This window comes from uncultured Litoreibacter sp., assembly GCF_947487515.1.
In the GTDB taxonomy this organism is placed as follows: Bacteria; Pseudomonadota; Alphaproteobacteria; order Rhodobacterales; family Rhodobacteraceae; genus Litoreibacter.
In genome coordinates, this window is record NZ_CANKWO010000003.1 from 339,432 (window position 1) to 360,284 (window position 20,853).

A 20,853-nucleotide genomic window follows, 5' to 3' on the forward strand; every position below is an offset into this window, starting at 1 on the left:
GGTTTGGTGTCAATGCGGTGCGTTAAGCCCGATGCGCGCCATCCGCCAGCGACTTCACGAAGGCTAAGACGTCTTCCGTGCTGTCGCCATTTGCGATCTTGGACACGATTGCCGACCCCACAACGGTGCCATCCGCCACAGCGGCCACGGCCTCAGCGGTCTCAGGCGTTTTCACACCGAAGCCCACGATGACCGGAAGGTCTGTGCTGCCCTTGATGCGCGCCACTTCGGGGGCCACATCGGTTGCACTGGCTTCGGCAGCACCTGTGATGCCGGTGATCGAGACGTAGTAGAGAAACCCAGAGGTATTCTGCAGCACCTTAGGCAAGCGTTTGTCATCAGTGGTTGGGGTGGCCAAACGGATGAAATTGAGGCCAGCGGCTTGGGCGGGGATGCAAAGTTCTTCGTCTTCCTCAGGGGGCAGGTCGACAATGATCATACCGTCGATACCAACCTCTTTGGCTTCAGCCAGAAACTTGTCCACGCCGCGTGAATAGATCGGGTTGTAGTAGCCCATCATCACAATCGGCGTGATGTCATCTGTGGCGCGGAAGTCGCGGACGAATTGCAGGAACTTATCCAGCGTCATGCCCGCTTCCAACGCGCGTTGTCCGGCCAGCTGAATGGTCTCGCCATCGGCCATCGGGTCGGTGAAGGGAAGGCCCAGCTCGATGATATCAACACCGGCTGCGGGCAGGCCTTTGACGATCTCTAGGGCGCGGGCCTCATCGGGGTCGCCGGCCATCACATAGGTGACAAAAGCCTTTTTGCCCTCGGCCTTCAGCCGCGCGAATGTGTCGTCGATGCGTGTCATGTGGCGTCCCCTGACTTATAACTCACAGGGGTTTGCACCATGTTAAGGGGGGAGATCAACGGGCGAGGGGGGATTTCTTCGATTTGGGGGGCGTTGCTGTGCTGCGCGCCATCAAAAAACCCATATATGCTTGACCAGAGCCGCCACCAGCCCCTACATGCGCCGGAACCGGATTTAGGAGAGCGTCATGGGTTTCAAGATGGGTATTGTCGGACTGCCAAACGTAGGCAAGTCCACGTTGTTCAACGCGTTGACCCGAACGGCGGCGGCGCAGGCGGCGAACTTTCCGTTTTGCACCATTGAGCCCAACGTGGGCGAGGTCGCTGTCCCAGACGCGCGGCTTGATACTTTGGCCGAGATCGCAAGCTCCAAGTCGATCATCCCGACCCGCATGACCTTTGTGGATATCGCAGGGCTGGTGAAGGGCGCATCGCAGGGCGAAGGGTTGGGCAACCAGTTCCTTGCCAACATCCGCGAGACCGACGCCATCGCCCATGTGCTGCGCTGCTTCGAGGATGGCGATGTAACGCACGTGGATGGCCGCGTAGACCCCGTGGCCGACGCGGATGTGATCGAGACCGAGCTGATGCTGTCGGACATGGAATCCATCGAGAAACGTCTGGTCAACATCGTGCGCAAGGTGCGCGGTGGGGACAAAGAGGCCGTTCAGCAAGAACGTCTGATGAAAATGGCCATGGAAGCGTTGGAAAACGGCAAGCCTGCGCGCACGGTCGAGGTGGATGAGGACGACCAAAAGCAGTGGAAAATGCTGCAGCTCCTGACCTCCAAACCGATCCTATATGTGTGCAACGTGGATGAGGCATCTTCTGCCACGGGCAATGAGTTCTCGGAAAAAGTCGCGGTAATGGCAGCAGAGCAAGGCGCCGCCCATGTTGTGATCTCTGCGCAGATTGAGGAAGAAATTTCCCAACTGGAAGCCGAAGAAGCCGAGATGTTCTTGACCGAAATGGGCCTGCAGGAAGCAGGCTTGGACCGGTTGATCCGCGCGGGCTACGAGCTTTTGCACTTGGAGACCTATTTCACCGTAGGCCCCAAAGAGGCGCGCGCGTGGACGATCAAGCAGGGCACGCTGGCCCCGCAGGCCGCGGGCGTGATCCATGGCGACTTCGAGAAAGGCTTCATCCGCGCCGAGACGATTGCCTATGATGACTTCGTGACCTTCAAGGGTGAACAACCCGCCAAAGAAGCGGGCAAGATGCGCGCCGAGGGTAAGGGCTACACCGTCAAAGACGGCGACGTATTGCACTTCTTGTTCAACAAATAGCCGGACGCATCATCCAGCAGGTTTGGTGTTCCGCGCCAAACCGGCCCCCAGAGAGGGAAAACCCGCAGCGCTTTCCCATACAGCGCGCAGCGCAGGGCTGTATCTTGAGTGCAAAGGAGAGATGTCATGTCCAAGACAGCTACACCCGCTCAACATCACAGCGATCTATTGTGGCAACTGACCGGAGCACGGGCAGGGCCGGTACTGCTTGTGACAGGGGATTTGGATGCGCTGGGCCCCGTGGTCGAGAGGATGCAAGCGCTTCCCTCGCTGGTCTATATGCGGGGCACCTTAAAGGTTGGCGGACACAACGTGCAAGAAGACGCAGATGTCGTGTTTGAACTTCCAAGCCGCGATCCAACAGAAAGCTATTGGCTGATCCTGACGCAAGCTAAGGGTTTGGGCATGATCTCGGGGCGCGGCATTCCGACGGATTTAGAGGCCGCGTAACGCCCCAAATCTGTTATAGTTCAGCTTAGAAACCAGTTTCTTTTTCTCCTGTTTATGGCAGGGTGTCGGAATTGAAACGAGTGATTCCAAACTGAACGGATACCCATTATGGCTGGCCCAAAAACACGCCCCGACAACAATTTTCACTGCTTTGAAGGGGCCGGTTACGGGTTCTGGAAAGCCATCGCCCAAGGCATGCGCCCGACTGGCATGTCGAATTCCCCTGACGGGTATCAACTGGATTATGCAAAGGACGTTGATGGCTCGATCGTGCACAATGGTGGCATGTTCGCGCCCCAAGAAGTGAAGCTGAAGCCGGGAAATTACTTTCGGTTCTTCGGAACGGCGTCCAAAAATGTATATGGTGCGAAGTCGTCAATGGCTGGCGGCTGGTGGCTGGACTACGATAACTTCGTGAAGGTCGGCGCATGGGCTGAAGAGCATGACATTTCGTTGGCGCGTGCAGCGCAAGCCTTGCTGGTGATCCCCAAGGAATGGCACGACTGCGGATACGTCGGCCGCGCAAGACTGAGCACGACAATGAAGGCGTGGGTTGGCAAAGGGAAACCTGCCACCGGCTCGATCAGCCCCGACAGCGCCAAGCGCGACAAAGCCACGACCCCTGTTACGACGGCACCTACACATCTGGAAATGAAGCAGTATTTTGTTCCCGGAGAGCGCGAATTGCTGAAAGGATGCTTCAAGTTGTTGAACTCCCAACAAGTGATCCGAAAAGGTACAGGCCTGCCGCAGGTTTAAAGGACGTTCAGCGGGGCAATTTTTCGGTTGCTGCCCCGTAAACCTATCGCTAAACGGGTCAACGGAGACGTGGCCGAGTGGTCGAAGGCGCTCCCCTGCTAAGGGAGTAGGCCCGGAAGGGTCTCGAGGGTTCGAATCCCTTCGTCTCCGCCACTTGACCTGTAACTCACTGGTCATAACCGTTTTTCCAAGAGCGCTTCTGGCAAATCCAGCCCCTGCTAAAGACACCTGTTACAGTAGGAACGCAAAGGATGGGCATTACTCCGCGTCTCGTGCTTCGAGGCACGACCTATTACTTTCGCATGGCTGTGCCGCGCCACCTCGTGAAACGATTGGGCAGGCAGATGGCGTGCAAGGTCTAGACACTGTTCGCAATGGGACATGGTCGTTGTCTTGTTCTCCCCCGCGCACATTGTTCTGGATGGTACGCCCCACCCGTGAAATTATGCTGACGGCAGGCATGGGATGGGACCCCGAAGAGGAACGTTGGTTCGTCACTGGCGTTCGATTGGGCAACATCAGACGACGTTAGCCCCGTGCCTCATTACGCATCCCCCCCGCGAATGGAACGCATCTGAGCCTTTGAGGCAGGCGACGTTGCTTCGCATGATCTCTGGGTGCTGCCGTATATCCAACAAGCAAACCCGCAGCAGCCGGTTGGCTATCGGTCGAGGCTGGACAATATGGCTGACGCGGTTGCCTCGTTGATGGCGAGGACCGTGTTGTAGAGGGTCGCCAATCTCAAAAGCGATTTGACGTCGACATCATGGGGGAGTGCCGACAACGGATCGGTAAAGAAGATGAGTGTACCCAATCGTCCTTCCGCAATCATTGCGCCGATTTGAGCGTCCCCGCCCAACGGGCCACTTTTGAGCCGCGTGATCGGCAAGTTCACTTCGTCGGCAATCCGCCCGCCGGTCGTCCCTGTGCCGAAAAGTTCGAACTCGCGCAGGATGTCGGCATTTGCCCCAGCCCATTCGACCATGCGGTCTTTCATTTGGTCATGCGCGACCAGCGCGATGCTCCGGTCGCCACCGGTTGGGGTCGCCTTATGTGTCATCGTCAAGTTTCCTCTGACTGCTGGTATCCGCGGCCCAGTTCCAAGCGAGCGGGGATTTTCGTTTAAGCGCCCCGCTTAAGTGTTGCCGCATTCTGTAGGAGGCATCGGCGATATTGCCCAATTCAAGTAGCGACAAAATCTCGAGGTGTTCGGTGCATTGCTCGATCAACCGCTCTCGGTTTATCTCGGCGCGATATTCCATCAAGCGCCGCATGCGGTTCACCCGTTGAAGAGACATTAAGAAGAAAGGGTTGCCTGACATTTTGATGATGTCTTCGTGGAACGTTGACCCGTTCTCGAGAAGAGATTCCCCATGGGCGGAGTTCAGATCGATCTCCAGCATATGCTCTTGGGTGCGGCGTTGCTCGTCCAGAACTTTGTGATCCAGCTCGAACGAGGGCTCAAGCATTGCCACGGGTTCAATCGCCATCCGGAACCGGTAGATTTCATCAAAGGCCTCGGGTGTTTTCGCGACTGGAAGAAAGCGCCAACCGTACCCTTCCTTTCGTTCTGCCCAGCCTTCGCGTGCTGCGCGAACCAGAAGTTCGCCGACCTTGGCCTTGGTCCAATCATACTTCTGGCGCAAAAATTGTTCTGTGACGTCTTCGGGGATTTCATTGGTTAGCCAATCGTCCGCCAGTCTTTGATAATCGTCTGCCTGACCCTGATCAGTGTCTTTCAGGGTATCCTTGATACTTGGCGGCAATTGATCGGCGACGAAGTAGCCGCGGTTGGCCTGACGAACGAGAATATTCTGGGCCTCAAGGGTGATCAGTGCTTCGCGCACGGGGGTTCGTGAGACGCCGTAGCGATCCGCCACTTGCTGCGCGCCGATATGTTGCCCTTGTTTCAGTGCTCCGGTCACAATGTCGTGTATCAGTCGATTGGATATCTTTCGTGACAGTTCGCTCGTTCGCACAGGTGGGGTCACTTTCATGATGCCTAGAAGTCAGGTTGGATTGCATTTTCTAATCGGCATGAGGCCAGAAAAACTGGCTTTATGCAAATTAAAAGCCGAAAAATACGGACTGTTGCGGCAATTTCTCACCCCAGCTTGCAAGAGCATTCTCCCAAATCAGAGCCGTCAGGCGATCACATTCGTGTCAGTGGAATTGGGTAAATCATTGTTAATATTAGGTTAATCGGAGTTTTCAATAAGGGCGCAGGAATATCGATTGCACAAGTGAAAATATGTATTGGCTTTTATGATATCAATATGCAATTCATTGGGGGAGCGCAGGAATCGCGCTTGGGAGTTTACTCAATGGGAGGACGATCAATGTTCATGAAATTTACACGGGTCAGCTTGCTTGCTGTCGCCACAACACTAACAGGTGCCACAGGCGCTTTTGCAGAGTTCAAGGCGGAAAGCCCGCAGTGCATCGCACCATCCAACCCTGGTGGCGGTTGGGACTTTATTTGCCGTACAACGGCGAAGTACCTGTTTGATCTGAAAGTCATCGAAGATTCGATGCAGGTCACAAACATGTCTGGCGGCGGCGGCGGTGTTGCTTTCGCGCATGTCACTAAAGAGCGCAACGAAGACAACAACCTGATCGTTGCTGCATCTATGAGCACCAGCGCACGTATTGCTCAAGGTATCTACGAAGGTGCTGAGCAGGACGACGTTCACTTCTTGGCGACATTCGGCGCTGAGTACGGTGCGATCGCTGTTCGCGCGGATTCACCTTACACATCCCTCAAGCAAATGATGGATGACATTGTAGCGGATCCTAAGTCTGTTGGCATCGCTGGCGGTTCTTCTGTTGGCAGCTTTGACCACATCAAGCCGATGCTGGTTGCACGCGAAGCAGGTTTGGCCGATGTGACGCAAATGAAATACGTCTCATTTGACGGCGGCGGCGAAGCTATGACTGGCCTTCTGTCCGGTGCGGTTGAAGCGCTTTCGGGTGACTTCTCTGAAATGTTGGGCTTCTTGGAATCAGGTGACATTCGCATCCTGACCATCATGGCGCCTGAGCGTTTGAAGAACTTCCCTGACATCTCCACAGCCAAAGAAGAAGGTTACGATGTTGTTGGTGCGAACTGGCGCGGTCTCTACATGCCAGCTGGTGCAACTGACGAAGCCAAAGAATTCTGGAAAGGCGCAATCATGACGCTGACACAGGACCCAGGTTTCCAAGCAGAGCTTGAAGCAGCAGCGATCGAGCCATTCAACAACTTCGGCGATGACATGCACAAGTTCGTAGCTGGCAGCATTGCAGATGTGACCAAGCTTTCCAAAGAAATTGGCATCATCAAGTAACTAAATAAAAATGGCTGATCCATTCTGATGGATCAGCCAGCATCTTACATTCCTGGGAGATTAAGATGAGTGACCGTATCTTTGGTGGTTTTGGGCTGGCCCTTGCCATTTTCTACATTTGGGCCGCCTCGATAATTAAAGACAGCTTTATGGTTGATGTAGTGGGCCCTCGGGCCTTTCCTTACATCGTCGGGACCGTATTGGCTCTCACCTCCATCTACTTCATTGCGCGGCCGGACGAAGAACCGAAATGGCCAATCTTGCGTGATATGGCAGAAATTCTATTCGCTACGGCGGTCATGGTTCTTTACGCGTTGCTTTTGTCTGATGTCGGCTTCGTCATCTCGACAACATTCGCAACAGCATACCTGACATGGCGCCTTGGTACTCAACCCCTATGGTCACTGCTTGTAGGCCTACTGACCGCTGTCGGTATCTACGTTGTTTTCCATCTTATCCTCGGCCTCGCGTTGGCTGAAGGCCCACTTGGATTCTGAGGTAACTAAACATGGATACTCTCTCGCTACTTTTTGATGGCTTTGCCATCGCGCTGACACCGCAGAACCTCTTTCTGTCTGTCGTTGGCTGTTTCTTGGGAACGCTTATGGGGGCTTTGCCTGGTCTTGGACCGGCAAACGGTGTCGCCATCTTGATTCCTATCGCATTTTCGCTCGGGCTTGGCCCGATCCCATCGCTCATTTTGCTCACCAGTGTTTACTACGGTGCGATGTATGGGGGGCGGATCAGTTCGATCTTGCTGAATATTCCCGGTGATGAACCGGCGATGATGACCTGTATCGACGGCTACCCCATGGCCCTGAAAGGGCAGGCGGGGGAGGCCTTATCTCTCGGCGGCGTCGCATCGTTTGTCGGTGCCTTCGTTGCAACCATCGGTCTGGTAATCCTTGCGCCGCAGTTGGTGAAAATTGCGCTGCTGTTCGGTCCTGCAGAATACTTCGTCCTGTTTACAGTTGCATTCGCAACCCTTGGCGGCGTGTCTTCAACCAATCAGGCCAAATCAGCCTTCGCTGCTGCTTTGGGTCTGGGGATTGCGATGATCGGCAGTGACTCACAAACAGGGTCGCAGCGGTTCACCTTCGATCACATCCACCTTTATGACGGGATTGACTTCCTGATCGCCATCGTTGGCCTGTTTGCCCTGAGTGAAGTTCTGATCTTTCTGGAGCATCACAAAGGCGGCGCAGCCGGAACAACTGGATCCGCCAAAGTTGGGCGCATTCTTCCTGATTTCAAAATGATCAAGAGCTGCATTCCCTCCATGGCGCGGGGCACAGGGCTTGGGTTCTTCTCAGGCGTTCTTCCCGGTGCGGGTGCTTCGTTGGGATCGTTCCTTGCGTATTCTCTTGAAAAGCAAACAGTCGACCGTGATGGGAAGACCTTTGGTAAAGGTGACCCACGTGGTGTTGCAGCCCCTGAGGCTGGTAACAATGCGGCAGCCGGTGGCGCGCTTGTGCCAATGTTGTCGCTTGGTGTGCCAGGCTCGGGAACGACGGCTGTTATGTTGGCGGTGCTTTTGCAACTCAACATCACCCCAGGACCTCTTCTGTTCACTAAGAACCCAGATGTGGTTTGGGGGCTGATTGCAGCGCTCTTCATTGCGAACTTCATCTTGCTTTTGATGAACGTACCGCTGGTTGGCCTGTTTACGCGGGTTCTGCTGATCCCCACACGCATCTTGATGCCTGTCGTCGCAATGATTTCCTTCGTGGGCATCTATTCGATCACCGGTTCAACTTTTGATGTGCTGCTGATGGTCGGGTTCGGATTTGCGGGTTGGCTCTTGCGGAAACTTGAGGTGCCTTTGGTGCCGGTGATCCTTGGTATTCTTCTGGGCAACCAGATGGAGGTCAACTTGCGCCGTGCCATGACGATTTCTGACGGGGACTGGTTGGTCCTAGTGGGAAGCCCGCTTGCCATCATCCTTTGGTTGATCGCGATCACAGGGTTCATGCTGCCGATGTTCATCGGTCGCCGCATGAAATCCCGTATCGAGGACGAACGCAAAACAAGCGAAACACCACTGGGCGACTAAGCCCGACCTTCAAAACATTAATTTAACTTGGCTTCGGCCAATATAGGAGACAACAAAATGCGTATCATGACCTTACCCTGCGATGGAATCGGGCCTGAAATCATGGCCGCGACGCTTGAAGTGGTTGAGGCAGCAAACAAGCGGTTTGATCTTGGGTTGACCTTCCATGAAGAAGAGTCCGGCTTCACCAGCCTCAAGAAACACGGCATTACGCTGCGTGATGAAGTGCTGGAGCGCGGCCGCAACGACTTTGATGGCGTGATCCTTGGGACACAATCCCACATGGATTACCCGCCAGTCGTGGAAGGTGGCCGCAACGTCAGCGCCGGGTTCCGCATCGGATTGGACCTCTACGCCAATGTCCGCCCTGCACGTAGCCGCAGCTTCCTGCCAAACAAGGCAGAGGGCATGGATCTGGTCATCATGCGTGAGGCGACGGAAGGGTTCTACCCTGACCGCAACATGTACAAAGGTGTCGGTGAAATGATGCCGGACCCAGACATGGCGCTGTCCGTGCGCAAAATCACCCGTCACGGCTCCATGCGGATTTGCCGCGAGGCCTTCAAGCTGGCCATGCAGCGTGAAAAGAAAGTGGCTGCCATCCACAAGGCCAACTCTTTCTTGATGACTGACGGTCTGTTCCTCGAGTGCTTCCGTGAAGTTGCTAAGGACTACCCAGAGGTCGAAACCGAAGAGCTGATCGTTGACGCCTTCGCCGCTCTGTTGGTGCGCAAGCCACAAGAGTATGACGTTGTCGTCGCGACAAACTTCTATGGTGACATTCTGTCTGATCTGGCATCGGAACTGTCCGGCTCTCTGGGCTTGGCTGGCTCGATCAACGCGAATGCTGAAACAGGGTTGTGTTGTGCTCAGGCGCAGCACGGTTCTGCTCCTGACATTGCTGGTAAGAACGTTGCGAACCCAACCTCGTTGATCCTGTCGGCCTCCATGATGCTGATCTGGCTTGGCGAACAGCGCGGCATTCAGAAGCTTATGGATGCGGGACAGGCTATTGCTGATGCGGTTGATGCGGTGATCGATGATCCGGCAAAACGCACACGCGACATTGGCGGCACAGTCAACACAGACGCATTTGGTAGCTTCGTCGCAGAAGCTGTTTCCAAAGAGTCTGTGGCAGCCTAAGGCCGCATCTTACAGGCAAAAGTGCCTGTGAACACTATCGGCGCCACCTGAAATGGCTCAGGTGGCGCCGTGTCCTTTCCTTCGGATACCAGCATGAAAACGCATCCCAGAATTGCCCTGATCCACGCAACACGAGTGGCGATTGATCCTATTGAAGCAGCTGCCAAGGCACTTTGGCCCGAGGCTGAAACAATCACGATCCTCGAAGAAGGTCTTTCTACGGATCGGGCCAAATCGGAAAAACTCTCCGATGATATGTCCCGCCGGATTATCGATCTTTCGCACTATGCGGCGGACGTGAAATCGGATGGTATCCTCTATACATGTTCAGCATTTGGCGCGGCGATCGAGCAGGCCAATGACGAACTAAGCATTCCGGTCATGAAGCCCAATGAGGCCATGTTTGATGCCGCCTTTGACCATGGCGACCGCATTGCCATGATCTACACATTCCAACCCGCCGCTCAGGGAATGGAAGAAGAATTCAGCGAGGCCGCGAAAAGCAAAGGTAGCGGCGCGCAAATCACATCCTACTTCTGCGAAGGAGCCTTGGAGGCAAAACGGGCGGGCGATGACGCGACGCATGACCGCCTGATAGCACAAACCGCCGCAACCATTCGCGATGCGGATGCGATCATGCTGGCGCAGTTTTCCATGGCCGGCGCGGCAGAAGCCGTGCGCAACGAAGTCGACATCCCCGTCCTCACAAGCCCCGAAGCAGCCATTGCTGAAATTCGGCGGCGTGTAGAAACTTAATCGAAAGACCAAATCCCATGTTTATAGGTGTGATTGCAGATGATTTTACCGGCGCCAGTGATATCGCCAATACATTGGCGAAAGGTGTAGCGCCTGAAGGCGGTCTGCGGACCGCGCAATTCTCTGGCGTTCCGGTTGGACCTGCTCCGAAGGACATCGAAGCCGGTGTAATCTCGCTTAAAAGCCGCACAGCCCCCGTTGCCGAGGCCGTGGAAGACAGCCTGCGCGCGCTGCGCTGGCTGATCGATCAAGGATGCGAGCAGTTCATTTTCAAATATTGCTCTACTTTTGATTCCACTCGCGAAGGCAACATTGGTCCCGTCGCCGAGGCCCTCGCGAAGGAGCTTGACGCCTCTGGCGTGATCTTCTGCCCAGCCTTTCCGACGACCGGCCGCACAATCTATCAGGGCCATCTGTTTGTTCACGACAAGCTGCTGAACGAATCCGGCCTTGAAAACCATCCGCTGACCCCGATGACCGACGCCAACCTTCAGCGCTGGTTAGGTCACCAAACCAAACTGCCGGTAGGCCTGATCCCGACAAGCACCGTGACGCAAGGGGCAGATGCGATCAGAACCGCGATGAAAACCGCGGATGAGCCATTCCTCATTGCGGATGCGGTCTCGGACGAAGACCTATTGGTTTGGGGCGAAGTTCTCAAAGGGGCCAAGCTGATCACTGGCGGCTCCGGCATTGCGCTTGGACTGCCGCGCAACTTCATCAAATCCCAATCGACGGCACGCGATGTCAGCGCCTATGACGGCGTATCCGGCCCAGAGGCGATTTTGGCGGGCTCTTGCTCCGGTGCGACCCGTGGGCAAATTGACTTCCACGCCCAATCCAACCCCGTGTTTGCCATCGATGTGGCGGGTGTCATGTCCGGTGACGTGACCACCGAAACTTTGCTGGAATTCTACAAGGGCCACGTCGGGGAAGCACCGCTGGCGTATTCCTCCGGCAACCCCGAAGAGGTACAGGCCATTCAAACTCGATTTGGGCGGGAAGCTGTTGCCTCCAAGCTTGACCTGTTGTTCGCCGACACGGCACGCGCGTTGATCGAACTTGGCTATCGCCGGATCGTGGTGGCGGGTGGCGAGACGTCAGGCGCCGTATCGCAGGCCGTTGTGACTGCGGTGGGGGTACCAGCTATGACCATCGGGCCAGAGATTGACCCAGGCGTGCCGGTTCTAACCCTCGGGGAGACCAACCCGATTGCCCTTGCGTTGAAATCTGGCAACTTCGGTGCGACCGACTTTTTCACCAAGGCCCTTCGCGTAATGAAGGCGGGTGCTTAATCTACAAGGCGCTAGCCCTGCTTCAGCAGATGGCGAGCGCTTTGATGTTTGATCGGGGTTTGCCGCTGAGTGACGCAAGACAAATATCAGCGCGCCTGCCGGACGGCATTGCGAAGACAGGCCACCGAGGTGCTGAAGGAAACCGCGACGCTTCAGGCGCGCAAACGGTTTTGAGACCTTTGGTAAGGTCAATGAAGAGAAACAACATTTGGTAGGAAGTAGGCCATCATGAAAACCGCTGATCTCATCGACACGAATGCAGCAGACCTAACCCTTGTGCATTTGCCGTTTCGGCGCTTTGGCGCAAAGGCGCATTTCGCGGGAAAGGTGCAAACGGTCAAATGCTTTGAAGATAACACCGAACTTCGCGCCCAGCTTGAAACACCAGGAGAAGGTCGCGTGCTGGTCGTCGACGGTGGCGGGTCAACCCGTATTGCCATTTTGGGCGATATGATTGCCGAGCTGGCGATCAAAAACGGCTGGGCCGGATTGGTTCTGAACGCCGCCATCCGTGACAGCGCAGAAATTGATCAGATGGATATTCAGGTCTTTGCCCTTGGAACCAGCCCCGTCAAAAGCGCCAAGCGTGGCTGGGGCGTCGTAGGTGAACCCATTGGTTTTGGCGGTGTCCAGTTTGAGGCTGGAGACTGGATTTACGGCGATGCGGATGGTGTTTTGCACAGCAAGAAGAAACTGGTCTGATTTTCACCTCACCCTCATATCCCGCTGCGCTGGCGGCGCTTGTTGGCGCCGCAGTCGGCGGGTGGCTCGTCTCGTTAACGGGTATTCCGTTGGGGTGGATGATTGGGTCAATGCTGGTGACGGCGGCGGCCTCACTGGGGGGGGCGTCCGTTAAACAACCCGGCTTTGTGATGGATGTTGTGCGCGCATCCATCGGCCTTATGCTCGGAGCGGCTTTCACCCACGAGCTTCTGGCTTCTTTTGCCGCGTGGTGGGTGTCTTTGGCCTTCTTGTTTGTGGCGCTCTCTTTGATGTTTGTCGCGGCCTTCTTTGCGTTACGGCGGATCGCGGGGTTTGACAAAGCCACAGCGGCGCTTTGTGCCATGCCAGGTGGCATTGCAGAAATGGTTCTATTGTCCGAGCAGCAAGGGGCCGATCAGGCGCGGGTCGCGATAGTGCATGCGTTGCGCATCGCCATGGCGATCTTGCTGATACCGATACTGGTAAGCCAAATCACCACGATCGAGCCTGTGGCGGCTGCCTCAACCTCTGGCCTGACATCTTTGGCTGCGTTGGATTGGCTCTGGATTGTCGTTTGCATCGCGGCGGGGCTGTTGGCGCGGGGGCGTGTGCGAATGCCCGCCCCAATCGTGGTTGTCCCGATGATCATCAGCGCCGCGGTTCATCTGCTTGGCTGGACAATGTTTGAAGTCCCCGCGTCGATCACGGCGCTTGTACAGGTCTTCATCGGGATCAATGTCGGTGGCCGGTTTGCCGGTGTTCCAATGAAAGCACTCATGGGCGCCCTCGGCGCCGCTGCCATGGTTGTGGCTTTGCAAATTGGGGTGGCTTTCGGGGGGGCTTTGCTTGTCGCCAAAAGCAGCGGGGCGGATCCCGTGGCGCTTGTGTTGGCCTTCGCACCTGGCGGTTTGGCTGAAATGTCGATCATCGCGCTTAGCGTGGGCCGTGATGTTGCATTTGTGGGGCTGCACCATGTGTTTCGCGTTCTCATTGCGCTGAGCTTGGCGCCCTTGTTGCTGTCGTGGCTTCTTAAACCCTCGGGACCTTCAAAATGAACGATATCTCAGTCGACCTTGGCCACAGACAACTGCGCGCAGTCGATTTGCGGGGCATTTTCGGAGAGGGCCTAGAGCAGCTTCCCATGGTGCTGCGGTTATTGTGCGAGAACCACATTCGAACGGGAGGGGCCATTGCCCCAATGCTGAACGCCATGCGCGAACGGCAAAACAGCGGTTTCGAGTTTGAATTTCGCCCCAACCGATTGCTGATGCATGATACGACCTGTACGCCCGCTTTGGCTGATGTCGCAGGACTGCGCGATGCCGTCGCCGAGGCTGGCGGTGACCCGAGCATTCTGGCCCCGACACTTCCTGTAGATGTGTCCGTCGATCATTCGTTGGCGGTTGATGTTTTCGCGTCGAAAAATGCGTTCCTGCAAAATGCGAAGAACGAATATGAGCGCAACTCCGAGCGCTATGCCTTCATGAAATGGGCCTCTCAAACCATGGATGGGGTGCGTGTTCATCCGCCTGGCACTGGTATCATGCACACGATCAACCTTGAGCAACTCGCGACAGTGCTGGACGTCAGTGAAGACGGGTTTGCGCATCCCGATATGCTGCTGGGAACCGACAGCCACACCCCGATGATCAACGGCATCGGGGTTATGGCTTGGGGCGTGGGCGGACTAGAAGCCGAAAGCGTTATGTTCGGGCAAACCGTGTTCCTTGCGGTTCCAAGAACTGTTGGCGTGCGTCTGACGGGGCAATTGCCCGCCGGCAGCTTTGCCACCGACCTTGCTCTGGAGCTGACCCACCGGTTGCGCGAAATGGACGTAACGAGTGAGTTTGTGGAGTTCTTTGGCCCCGGCGTGTCCACGCTAAACGCAGATTCCCGTGCAGTGGTGGCCAATATGGCACCTGAATATGGGGCGTCGACGGGGTATTTCCCAGTGGACAGCACGACAGTAGATTACTTGATGCGCACAGGGCGGGATCCACAGCATTGCGCCAGCATTGAGCCGGTTTATCGGGCCATGGGGCTTTGGTTCGACCCTGCGGCTTGCCCGCACTACGACCGCGTTCTGGAGCTGGATCTTGCGACGGTGTCTTCGGTTATTTCTGGGCCGCGCCGCCCGCAAGACCGATGCGCACCAGGGGAGGCGGCTGAACGGGTTGAAGCCGCAATCGGGCGGCCGTTGGAGACCGCGAAAACGGCCCCAGACCACTTGCCCGATGGCGCGGTCGGTATCGCAGCGATCACCAGCTGTACCAACACCTCTGACCCCGCGTTGCTTGTCGCGGCAGGCATTTTGGCACGCAACGCGCGGGCAAGAGGCTTAACATCCGCGCCGTGGGTGAAAACATCCTTGGCGCCTGGATCGCCTTCGGCGCGCAGCTTGCTGCGAAAATCGGGGCTGGATGACGATTTATCGGCCCTTGGGTTCGACGTCGTCGGGCATGGCTGCACAACATGTATTGGCAATTCAGGACCGTTGCCGCCGGTGATCGAGCAAGGGCTGACGGACGGTAAGGCGGTCGCAGCGGTCTTGTCGGGCAACCGGAATTTTCCCGGTCGCGTCCACCCAAAACTTGACCTCGGGTTTCTAGCGTCTCCGCCTATGGTCGTTGCCTATGCATTGAAGGGAAACTTGCATGGGGATATCCAGTCTGACCCTCTTGGGGTTGGATCAGACGGGGAAGAGGTCTTTTTGTCCGACGTTTGGCCTGCGCCAGACGACATCCAGCGCGAGATTGCCAACGCCCTTCACGCAAGCGATGTGCCGGAAGCTTTCGCTTCTGCGGGGAACAGTGCGGCGTGGGACGCAATCTTTGCCCCAAGTACACAGCAGTTCCCTTGGGACGAGGCGTCACGCTACCTCAGACGACCAAAGTTCGCCTCGCGCGCGCAAACATCCCGTTTGGGCCGGTATGAGGCCAAGCCTTTGATGGTGCTCGGGAATGACATAACCACCGACCATATTTCGCCTGCCGGTGCGATCTCCGCCGACAGCGCCGCAGGAAAATGGTTGATCGCGCGCGGCGCGGCACAGGACGATCTGAATGTTTATGCGGCCTATCGCGGAAATTGGGAGGTCATGCTGCGCGGGTTGTTCACCAACAGGTTGGTTCGCAATCAACTGCAAGCTGGTTTGGCGCCCTCCGAAACGGTGCTGGAGGACGGGCGGACATTGCCGGTTTTTGAGGCAGCCATCGAGCTGTCTCAGAGTGGTCAGAATGCCATTTTGCTGGCTGGCGAGCGCTACGGCATGGGCTCCAGCCGCGATTGGGCGGCCAAAGGACTGGCTCTTTTAGGCGTCAGAGCAGTGGTTGCACGCAGCTTTGAACGTATTCATCGTTGCAATCTGATCGGCATGGGTATTTTGCCGCTTCGGATTGAAGATGACTTTGAGCCCCATTCTGCCGGGATAACCGCCTCTGATAAATTCACTATCGATGTGCCCAGTGAGACATTGACCATCGGGCAGAGAATCCCAGTTCAGATATCGCGATCCAATGGCTTGGTGGACGAAATTTCGTGCTGTGCGGCGGTGGAAACTCAACAGGATTTGGACCTGCTTCGCCAAGGAGGAGTATTGCCCAATATTCTATCGTCCTGTCTGGATGATAAGCAGGAATAATGAGCGGCTCAAAATAACTACTCATTTGCGTTTAATTGATTGGCATCTCATAGTGGTCCTCAGCTATTAAAAGTATTTAATCAGGCCGAGCGCATGTCAGCTAAACAAAAAATCTACGCTAGGTTCGTGGAAGATATCCGCAGCGGCGAGATCCCGATCGGATCGCAACTCCCGACTGAGAAGGTGATTGCCGCCGAATTCTCTGTCAGCCGCTCAACGGTTCAAGCCGTGATGACGCGACTTGCAAATGAAGGGATCGTCAAGCGTCAGGCAGGGCGGGGAACTTTCGCGTCGCGCGTTGATGACGACATGTCAGTCAAAGTTGCCTTGGATATTCACAACATCCAGTCCTTTGAAAACGAGATGGCAGTGGCTGGCGATCGTGTCTCCTACAAATTGGTGTCGTTCACCAAAACCCCGTCGCTGCAACGTGTGGCCCGCAAACTTGATGTGGCGCAGGGTACGGAAGTTCGATGCCTCTATCGATTGAGATTTGTGGATGACAATTGCATTGGCTCTGAGGTGAGGTATTTGTCCCCCATGATCGATTGGGACGTGTCCTTGGCCGCGCTGGAAACCCAAGGCGGCCACCAGATTATTCAAGAAGGCTTGGGGCTGCGCATTGGGCGAATTGACGCCGCCTTGCGCGCAGTCTGTGCGAATGAAACGCAGGCACAGGATATGGAGGTCGCCTTGGGCGCGCCGCTCTTGGTGCGATCACATACGATCATTTCCGACGAGGAGCGGGTCATCTTATATGGCGAGTCCTTTTATGTGGAACCCTTCTCCTTCCGCTACACGGCCAATGTGGCGGGCCATAGCTAAAACCCGAACAGAGAATTCGCGGTATCACTCGTAATCTCTTGAAATATTGAATCATTTCCTGACCACTTGCGGATATTGTCCAAGCTGGCGTTGTCGTCAATAGCCATGAAAGGTTCTATCTCGCTTAGCGGTCGCTGCGCCCTTTCGGATGATTTCCCAGTATGAGGCCAGTCGCTGCCCCAGATCACCCGCCCGCGCGCCGCGGCAAATAATGTCGGTGCGACATCATCAAGTGCCGATGTCGTCGAGGCGTAATCGATGGCCCTGCAGGCCCCTGATGCTTTGAGGATGACATTGGGTAAACTGAGGACCTCCAAGAGGCCGGCAAGCTCTTCGTCTCTTGTAGGGCTTGATGTTTTTAGACCCGCAAAATGATCCAAGATCACCGGACGTCCTAATGACTTGAATGTTTCTGCCATGGCGATGGTCACCTTGATCGGCAGAAAGACTTGCAGCATTAAATCTGTTCCAGCCATCGTGCGCGAGATTTCTTGCAGCTGGCGCTCGACGTCCTCAATGGCGTTCACCCCTGCGGTCTTCAAATTTGCGCGCAGGCCACGAATTCCTTCACCCCAAAGCGCATCGAGATCTTCCTTAGATGTCGATGCGGGAGAGATCACACAAACACCCCGCGTGCAGTCTTGCCCCCGCTCACTGACGGCCCGAAGCGTGGGGCGATTGTCGGTTCCATGGGGGCTGGGTTGAACGATGACCGCGTTCTGCCCACCGATTCGTCCCAGATGATTTGCAAGATCAGCGACGTTTGCCGGCCCAGGTGTGTAGGAGCGAGACGCGTCCAGCGGATATTTTTCTGGTGCGAAAACATGAACATGGGCGTCGGTGATTGGGAAATGAGTGGTCATTTTGGAAAAAGACTACCTTTTTTGTTGATCTGATATTAATTTTGCATTTACCCTACGTCAAAAGCAATCCAGAGAGTCACATGTTTTTCGCAGCACCAGATGAAATTACAGCAGATGTTTTTGCCAGAGTGCCCTCTGAGTTCGAGCCGAAATCATCCTCGGCTTGGGCGGACGTGCAACATCCTGGCAAACGCTTTCGGGCTTTTCTGGAAGGGCCGTCATTTGACCGTGATGGAAACCTCTACTGCGTCGACATCTGTCACGGCCGGATTCTGCGGTGCGACCCAAAGGGCGAGTTCACGGTCGCGGCGGATTATGATGGGGAACCCAACGGGCTGAAAATCCATAAGGACGGGCGCATTTTCATCGCCGATCATGCGCATGGCATCATGGTTATGGATCCGGTGTCAGGGAAGGTGGAGAAGTTCATCACCCGCCCCGGATTGGAGCAATTCCACGGCGTCAATGATCTGTGCTTTGCGTCCAACGGAGACCTCTATTTTACCGATCAAGGACAAAGCGGACTTCACGCGCCTTATGGGCGGCTGTTCTGCTATCGGACCAACGGTGAGCTTGATTGTCTGATTTCCAACATACCGAGCCCGAACGGGCTGGTGTTCAACGAAACGGAACAACAGCTTTACCTCGCTGTTACACGCATGAACGCCGTATGGCGCGTGCGATTTCTCCCGGGTGGCCGGACCGTCGTAAAAACCGGTACGTTCATTCAGCTATCGGGCGGGCTTGCAGGTCCGGACGGTCTGGCGCTCGGAGAGGGTGGAGAACTGATCATCGGCCACATGGGGCTGGGCACCGTATGGGTAATGTCACGGCTGGGAGAGCCGATGTTACGGATCAAATCACCCGAAGGAATACTGACAGCTAATTGCGCATTTGGCGGGCCGGAGGGGCGCCACTTGTACATCACCGAAGCCGAAACATCGACGATTCTGCGGGCAGAACTGCCTTTTGCAGGGAAAAAAATGTTTTCCCATATGGACTGAATACTGCCGCATGGGACGGCAAAAGGGAGGAAGATGTGATCAAGAAACTGGATGGGCTACTGTCCGCAATAGAAGTGTGGTCAATGGTGGCCTTGACCTTGCTCGGGTTGGCATTCGCCTTCCTGCAGGTCGTGCTGCGCTACGTGTTCAACACAGGTATTCACTGGCTGGAAGCTGGGTTGGTCACGGCGCTGATTTGGGCCATGTTGATCGGCTCAGTTCGCGCGGTGCGTGAGGGCTATCACCCGCGTGTGGAGCTTCTGCCCAATCTTGTCGGCGAGAAGGCCCGTGCCGTTCTCAACTTTCTGGCAATAGGCGGGGCCTTTCTTTTGGCCTGCTTCTTCCTGTGGGACAGCATTTTCTACGCGCGCTTCATCGATATGATTAACGCGCTTCATCCGGAGCTGGGGATCAAGCAAGTCTATCCCTTTCTAATCGTTCCCATCATCACCTTTATGATGCTTATCCGCTACGGCTTGTTGGCTTGGGCACTTCTTTCAGAGCCCGCCAGCCATTCACCAGATGCGACTTTCAGAAAACAGGTCGGTGACACATCCGACAAGGGGATCGTAGACTGATGGCCTTTATAACTCTCATACTCATATTCTTCGTCATCATCGCGGTGGGCGCGCCGATTGCGGTTGCACTTGGTGGTTCTGCCCTGATTGCGTCGATGCTGTTCTCACCGATCCCAGACGGGATTGTGGGGCAGAAGGTTTTCTCTAACCTGAACCACTTCACTTTGATGGCCATTCCGTTTTTCTTCCTCGCCGCAGGGCTGATGGAGAAGGGTGGGTTGGTTCAACGTTTGGTCTCGCTTGCGCAGGCCATGGTTGGTCACCTTCGTGCGGGCCTTGGGATGACTACTGTTCTGACCTGCATTTTCTTTGCGGCGATTTCAGGCTCCAGCCCTGCCACCGTCGCGGCTGTCGGTAACATTCTCTACCCGTCGCTGATGAAAGAGGGATACTCGCCGAAATACGCTGTGGGCGCTTTGGCGACCTCTGGCTCGATCGGCATTTTGATCCCGCCGTCAATTCCACTGATCCTTTATGGGTTCGTAACCGAGACTTCGATCCCTGCGCTGTTTTTGGCGGGCATCATTCCCGGCATCATCTACGGAGCTTTGCTCTTGTTCACGGCACGGTTCCTCGCGGCCCGTGAAGGCATCGAAGTTAAGCCAAAGGCCACCGGAAAAGAGCTGTCTCGGGCCTTTCGAACAAGCCTTCCCGCCCTGTCCCTGCCGGTATTCATCGTTTTTGGCATCTACGGGTTCCCAGAATTCGATCTGATGGGCATCTACTACGATGGCGGCGCGATCTTCACGCCGACAGAAGCAGCAGCCGTTGCCGCCGTGCTGGCGATGTTGATTGGTATGTTCATCTACCGCGAACTTTCCGTTCGGGATGTTCTGAAGATCACGGCGGAAACGGGTCCGCGTGTGGGGATGATTTTCTGGATCACCGCCAATGCGCTGCTCTTCGGGTTCTTCTTGACGAAAATCGGTTTGCCCGCCGCGATGGCACAAGCCGTGCTGGACATGAACCTGTCACCGATCGTCTTCTTGCTTTGTGTGAACCTCTTGTTGGTGGTTGTCGGCTTCTTTCTTGAAGGTGTGCCAACCATTCTAATCTTTGCCCCGCTGTTGGTGCCTGCCGCGGAAACTCTGGGCATTGATCCTGTGCACTTTGCGATCATCATGGTGGTCAACATCGAGCTCGGGCTAATCACCCCGCCGGTTGGGATCAACCTATTCGTGGCAAGTTCCATCTCTGGCATCCCGCCTTTGCAAGTGTTCCGCGCAACCTTGCCGTGGATGGGGGCCACGATCATCACGCTGTTGCTCGTGACCTACGTTCCGACGCTTTCGCTTTTACTGCCCGGTCTCACACGTTGAGACCGGTTCAATCCCTGAGTTCAATTCTAACGGAGGAAGAA

The 20,853-nt window shown here is 55.7% G+C and carries 21 protein-coding genes and 1 tRNA gene; 18 read left to right on the forward strand and 4 right to left on the reverse strand.

Annotation, left to right across the window (positions count from 1 at the left end; translation table 11 throughout):
• Positions 1–22 precede the first annotated feature (22 nt).
• Complete coding sequence (trpA, locus tag Q0746_RS11605) at positions 23–814, reverse strand: tryptophan synthase subunit alpha (RefSeq protein WP_298260416.1); 792 nt, start codon at positions 812–814, stop codon at positions 23–25.
• Between the two features lie 187 nt (positions 815–1,001).
• Between trpA and ychF the strand changes: the two genes are divergently transcribed.
• From ychF to Q0746_RS16735, 5 genes are all read left to right on the forward strand, one after another.
• Entirely contained in the window at positions 1,002–2,099 is a 1,098-nt protein-coding gene (ychF, locus tag Q0746_RS11610) for a redox-regulated ATPase YchF (protein ID WP_298260418.1), read from the forward strand.
• Positions 2,100–2,225: 126 nt separating this feature from the next.
• Positions 2,226–2,549 (forward strand): hypothetical protein, encoded by a 324-nt coding sequence (locus Q0746_RS11615; protein ID WP_298260420.1) that lies wholly within the window; start codon positions 2,226–2,228, stop codon positions 2,547–2,549.
• A 108-nt stretch (positions 2,550–2,657) separates the two neighbouring features.
• Positions 2,658–3,308: a hypothetical protein gene (locus Q0746_RS11620; protein ID WP_298260422.1), complete on the forward strand. Its 651-nt coding sequence runs from the start codon at positions 2,658–2,660 to the stop codon at positions 3,306–3,308.
• Positions 3,309–3,371: 63 nt separating this feature from the next.
• Positions 3,372–3,461: transfer RNA gene (locus Q0746_RS11625), tRNA-Ser, on the forward strand.
• 98 nt (positions 3,462–3,559) lie between these two features.
• Positions 3,560–3,670, forward strand: a complete 111-nt coding sequence (locus Q0746_RS16735; protein WP_363322759.1) for a DUF6538 domain-containing protein — start codon at positions 3,560–3,562, stop codon at positions 3,668–3,670.
• A 299-nt stretch (positions 3,671–3,969) separates the two neighbouring features.
• Here the strand turns inward: Q0746_RS16735 and Q0746_RS11630 are convergent, their stop codons facing one another.
• Both Q0746_RS11630 and Q0746_RS11635 read right to left on the reverse strand, forming a co-directional pair.
• A complete protein-coding gene (locus Q0746_RS11630) occupies positions 3,970–4,368 on the reverse strand; it encodes a methylglyoxal synthase (protein WP_298260424.1) in 399 nt (132 codons plus the stop codon).
• Positions 4,358–5,305 carry a GntR family transcriptional regulator gene (locus tag Q0746_RS11635; RefSeq protein WP_298260427.1) on the reverse strand — a complete coding sequence of 316 codons (948 nt, stop codon included), beginning with the start codon at positions 5,303–5,305 and terminating at the stop codon, positions 4,358–4,360. Before Q0746_RS11635 ends, Q0746_RS11630 begins: the two co-directional genes overlap by 11 nt.
• Before the next feature lie 342 nt (positions 5,306–5,647).
• On the opposite strand from Q0746_RS11635, the gene Q0746_RS11640 reads away from it, so the two are divergent.
• The 10 genes from Q0746_RS11640 (at position 5,648) to Q0746_RS11685 (ending at position 17,048) form a co-directional block, all read left to right on the forward strand.
• Entirely contained in the window at positions 5,648–6,634 is a 987-nt protein-coding gene (locus Q0746_RS11640) for a tripartite tricarboxylate transporter substrate-binding protein (protein WP_298260429.1), read from the forward strand.
• A 65-nt stretch (positions 6,635–6,699) separates the two neighbouring features.
• Positions 6,700–7,131, forward strand: coding sequence for a tripartite tricarboxylate transporter TctB family protein (locus Q0746_RS11645; protein WP_298260431.1), 432 nt, complete (start codon positions 6,700–6,702; stop codon positions 7,129–7,131).
• 11 nt (positions 7,132–7,142) lie between these two features.
• The gene (locus tag Q0746_RS11650; protein ID WP_298260433.1) at positions 7,143–8,687 is read left to right on the forward strand and encodes a tripartite tricarboxylate transporter permease; all 1,545 of its coding nucleotides are present in this window, start codon (positions 7,143–7,145) and stop codon (positions 8,685–8,687) included.
• A gap of 57 nt (positions 8,688–8,744) precedes the next feature.
• Positions 8,745–9,830 (forward strand): isocitrate/isopropylmalate dehydrogenase family protein, encoded by a 1,086-nt coding sequence (locus tag Q0746_RS11655; protein WP_298260435.1) that lies wholly within the window; start codon positions 8,745–8,747, stop codon positions 9,828–9,830.
• A 93-nt stretch (positions 9,831–9,923) separates the two neighbouring features.
• Entirely contained in the window at positions 9,924–10,586 is a 663-nt protein-coding gene (locus Q0746_RS11660; protein ID WP_298260437.1) for an aspartate/glutamate racemase family protein, read from the forward strand.
• A gap of 17 nt (positions 10,587–10,603) precedes the next feature.
• The gene (otnK, locus tag Q0746_RS11665; RefSeq protein ID WP_298260439.1) at positions 10,604–11,881 is read left to right on the forward strand and encodes a 3-oxo-tetronate kinase; all 1,278 of its coding nucleotides are present in this window, start codon (positions 10,604–10,606) and stop codon (positions 11,879–11,881) included.
• A gap of 228 nt (positions 11,882–12,109) precedes the next feature.
• Positions 12,110–12,583 carry a ribonuclease E activity regulator RraA gene (rraA, locus tag Q0746_RS11670; protein WP_298260441.1) on the forward strand — a complete coding sequence of 158 codons (474 nt, stop codon included), beginning with the start codon at positions 12,110–12,112 and terminating at the stop codon, positions 12,581–12,583.
• A 29-nt stretch (positions 12,584–12,612) separates the two neighbouring features.
• Positions 12,613–13,638 carry an AbrB family transcriptional regulator gene (locus Q0746_RS11675; protein WP_298261257.1) on the forward strand — a complete coding sequence of 342 codons (1,026 nt, stop codon included), beginning with the start codon at positions 12,613–12,615 and terminating at the stop codon, positions 13,636–13,638.
• Positions 13,635–16,223 carry an aconitate hydratase AcnA gene (gene acnA / locus Q0746_RS11680; RefSeq protein WP_298260443.1) on the forward strand — a complete coding sequence of 863 codons (2,589 nt, stop codon included), beginning with the start codon at positions 13,635–13,637 and terminating at the stop codon, positions 16,221–16,223. The genes Q0746_RS11675 and acnA overlap by 4 nt, the downstream gene beginning before the upstream one ends.
• A gap of 93 nt (positions 16,224–16,316) precedes the next feature.
• On the forward strand, positions 16,317–17,048 hold the full coding sequence (locus Q0746_RS11685) for a GntR family transcriptional regulator (protein ID WP_298260445.1): 732 nt from the start codon (positions 16,317–16,319) through the stop codon (positions 17,046–17,048).
• On the opposite strand, the gene Q0746_RS11690 is transcribed toward Q0746_RS11685, so the two are convergent.
• On the reverse strand, positions 17,045–17,911 hold the full coding sequence (locus tag Q0746_RS11690; RefSeq protein ID WP_298260447.1) for an amidohydrolase family protein: 867 nt from the start codon (positions 17,909–17,911) through the stop codon (positions 17,045–17,047). The two genes, Q0746_RS11685 and Q0746_RS11690, sit on opposite strands and share 4 nt — an antisense overlap.
• 80 nt (positions 17,912–17,991) lie before the next feature.
• On the opposite strand from Q0746_RS11690, the gene Q0746_RS11695 reads away from it, so the two are divergent.
• From Q0746_RS11695 to Q0746_RS11705, 3 genes are read left to right on the forward strand one after another with little or no spacing between them, the layout of a single operon-like run.
• On the forward strand, positions 17,992–18,915 hold the full coding sequence (locus Q0746_RS11695) for an SMP-30/gluconolactonase/LRE family protein (RefSeq protein WP_298260449.1): 924 nt from the start codon (positions 17,992–17,994) through the stop codon (positions 18,913–18,915).
• A 35-nt stretch (positions 18,916–18,950) separates the two neighbouring features.
• Entirely contained in the window at positions 18,951–19,493 is a 543-nt protein-coding gene (locus tag Q0746_RS11700) for a TRAP transporter small permease subunit (RefSeq protein ID WP_298260450.1), read from the forward strand.
• Positions 19,493–20,812, forward strand: a complete 1,320-nt coding sequence (locus Q0746_RS11705; RefSeq protein ID WP_298260452.1) for a TRAP transporter large permease — start codon at positions 19,493–19,495, stop codon at positions 20,810–20,812. The genes Q0746_RS11700 and Q0746_RS11705 overlap by 1 nt, the downstream gene beginning before the upstream one ends.
• Positions 20,813–20,853: the final 41 nt, after the last annotated feature.

Excerpts from the sequence above, each read along its gene's own strand:
- trpA (WP_298260416.1), bottom strand. The coding sequence starts at position 814 with ATGACACGCATCGACGACACATTCGCGCGGCTGAAGGCCGAGGGCAAA.
- ychF (WP_298260418.1), top strand. The coding sequence starts at position 1,002 with ATGGGTTTCAAGATGGGTATTGTCGGACTGCCAAACGTAGGCAAGTCC.
- Q0746_RS11615 (WP_298260420.1), top strand. The coding sequence starts at position 2,226 with ATGTCCAAGACAGCTACACCCGCTCAACATCACAGCGATCTATTGTGG.
- Q0746_RS11620 (WP_298260422.1), top strand. The coding sequence starts at position 2,658 with ATGGCTGGCCCAAAAACACGCCCCGACAACAATTTTCACTGCTTTGAA.
- Q0746_RS16735 (WP_363322759.1), top strand. The coding sequence starts at position 3,560 with ATGGGCATTACTCCGCGTCTCGTGCTTCGAGGCACGACCTATTACTTT.
- Q0746_RS11630 (WP_298260424.1), bottom strand. The coding sequence starts at position 4,368 with ATGACACATAAGGCGACCCCAACCGGTGGCGACCGGAGCATCGCGCTG.
- Q0746_RS11635 (WP_298260427.1), bottom strand. The coding sequence starts at position 5,305 with ATGAAAGTGACCCCACCTGTGCGAACGAGCGAACTGTCACGAAAGATA.
- Q0746_RS11640 (WP_298260429.1), top strand. The coding sequence starts at position 5,648 with ATGTTCATGAAATTTACACGGGTCAGCTTGCTTGCTGTCGCCACAACA.
- Q0746_RS11645 (WP_298260431.1), top strand. The coding sequence starts at position 6,700 with ATGAGTGACCGTATCTTTGGTGGTTTTGGGCTGGCCCTTGCCATTTTC.
- Q0746_RS11650 (WP_298260433.1), top strand. The coding sequence starts at position 7,143 with ATGGATACTCTCTCGCTACTTTTTGATGGCTTTGCCATCGCGCTGACA.
- Q0746_RS11655 (WP_298260435.1), top strand. The coding sequence starts at position 8,745 with ATGCGTATCATGACCTTACCCTGCGATGGAATCGGGCCTGAAATCATG.
- Q0746_RS11660 (WP_298260437.1), top strand. The coding sequence starts at position 9,924 with ATGAAAACGCATCCCAGAATTGCCCTGATCCACGCAACACGAGTGGCG.
- otnK (WP_298260439.1), top strand. The coding sequence starts at position 10,604 with ATGTTTATAGGTGTGATTGCAGATGATTTTACCGGCGCCAGTGATATC.
- rraA (WP_298260441.1), top strand. The coding sequence starts at position 12,110 with ATGAAAACCGCTGATCTCATCGACACGAATGCAGCAGACCTAACCCTT.
- acnA (WP_298260443.1), top strand. The coding sequence starts at position 13,635 with ATGAACGATATCTCAGTCGACCTTGGCCACAGACAACTGCGCGCAGTC.
- Q0746_RS11685 (WP_298260445.1), top strand. The coding sequence starts at position 16,317 with ATGTCAGCTAAACAAAAAATCTACGCTAGGTTCGTGGAAGATATCCGC.
- Q0746_RS11690 (WP_298260447.1), bottom strand. The coding sequence starts at position 17,911 with ATGACCACTCATTTCCCAATCACCGACGCCCATGTTCATGTTTTCGCA.
- Q0746_RS11695 (WP_298260449.1), top strand. The coding sequence starts at position 17,992 with ATGTTTTTCGCAGCACCAGATGAAATTACAGCAGATGTTTTTGCCAGA.
- Q0746_RS11705 (WP_298260452.1), top strand. The coding sequence starts at position 19,493 with ATGGCCTTTATAACTCTCATACTCATATTCTTCGTCATCATCGCGGTG.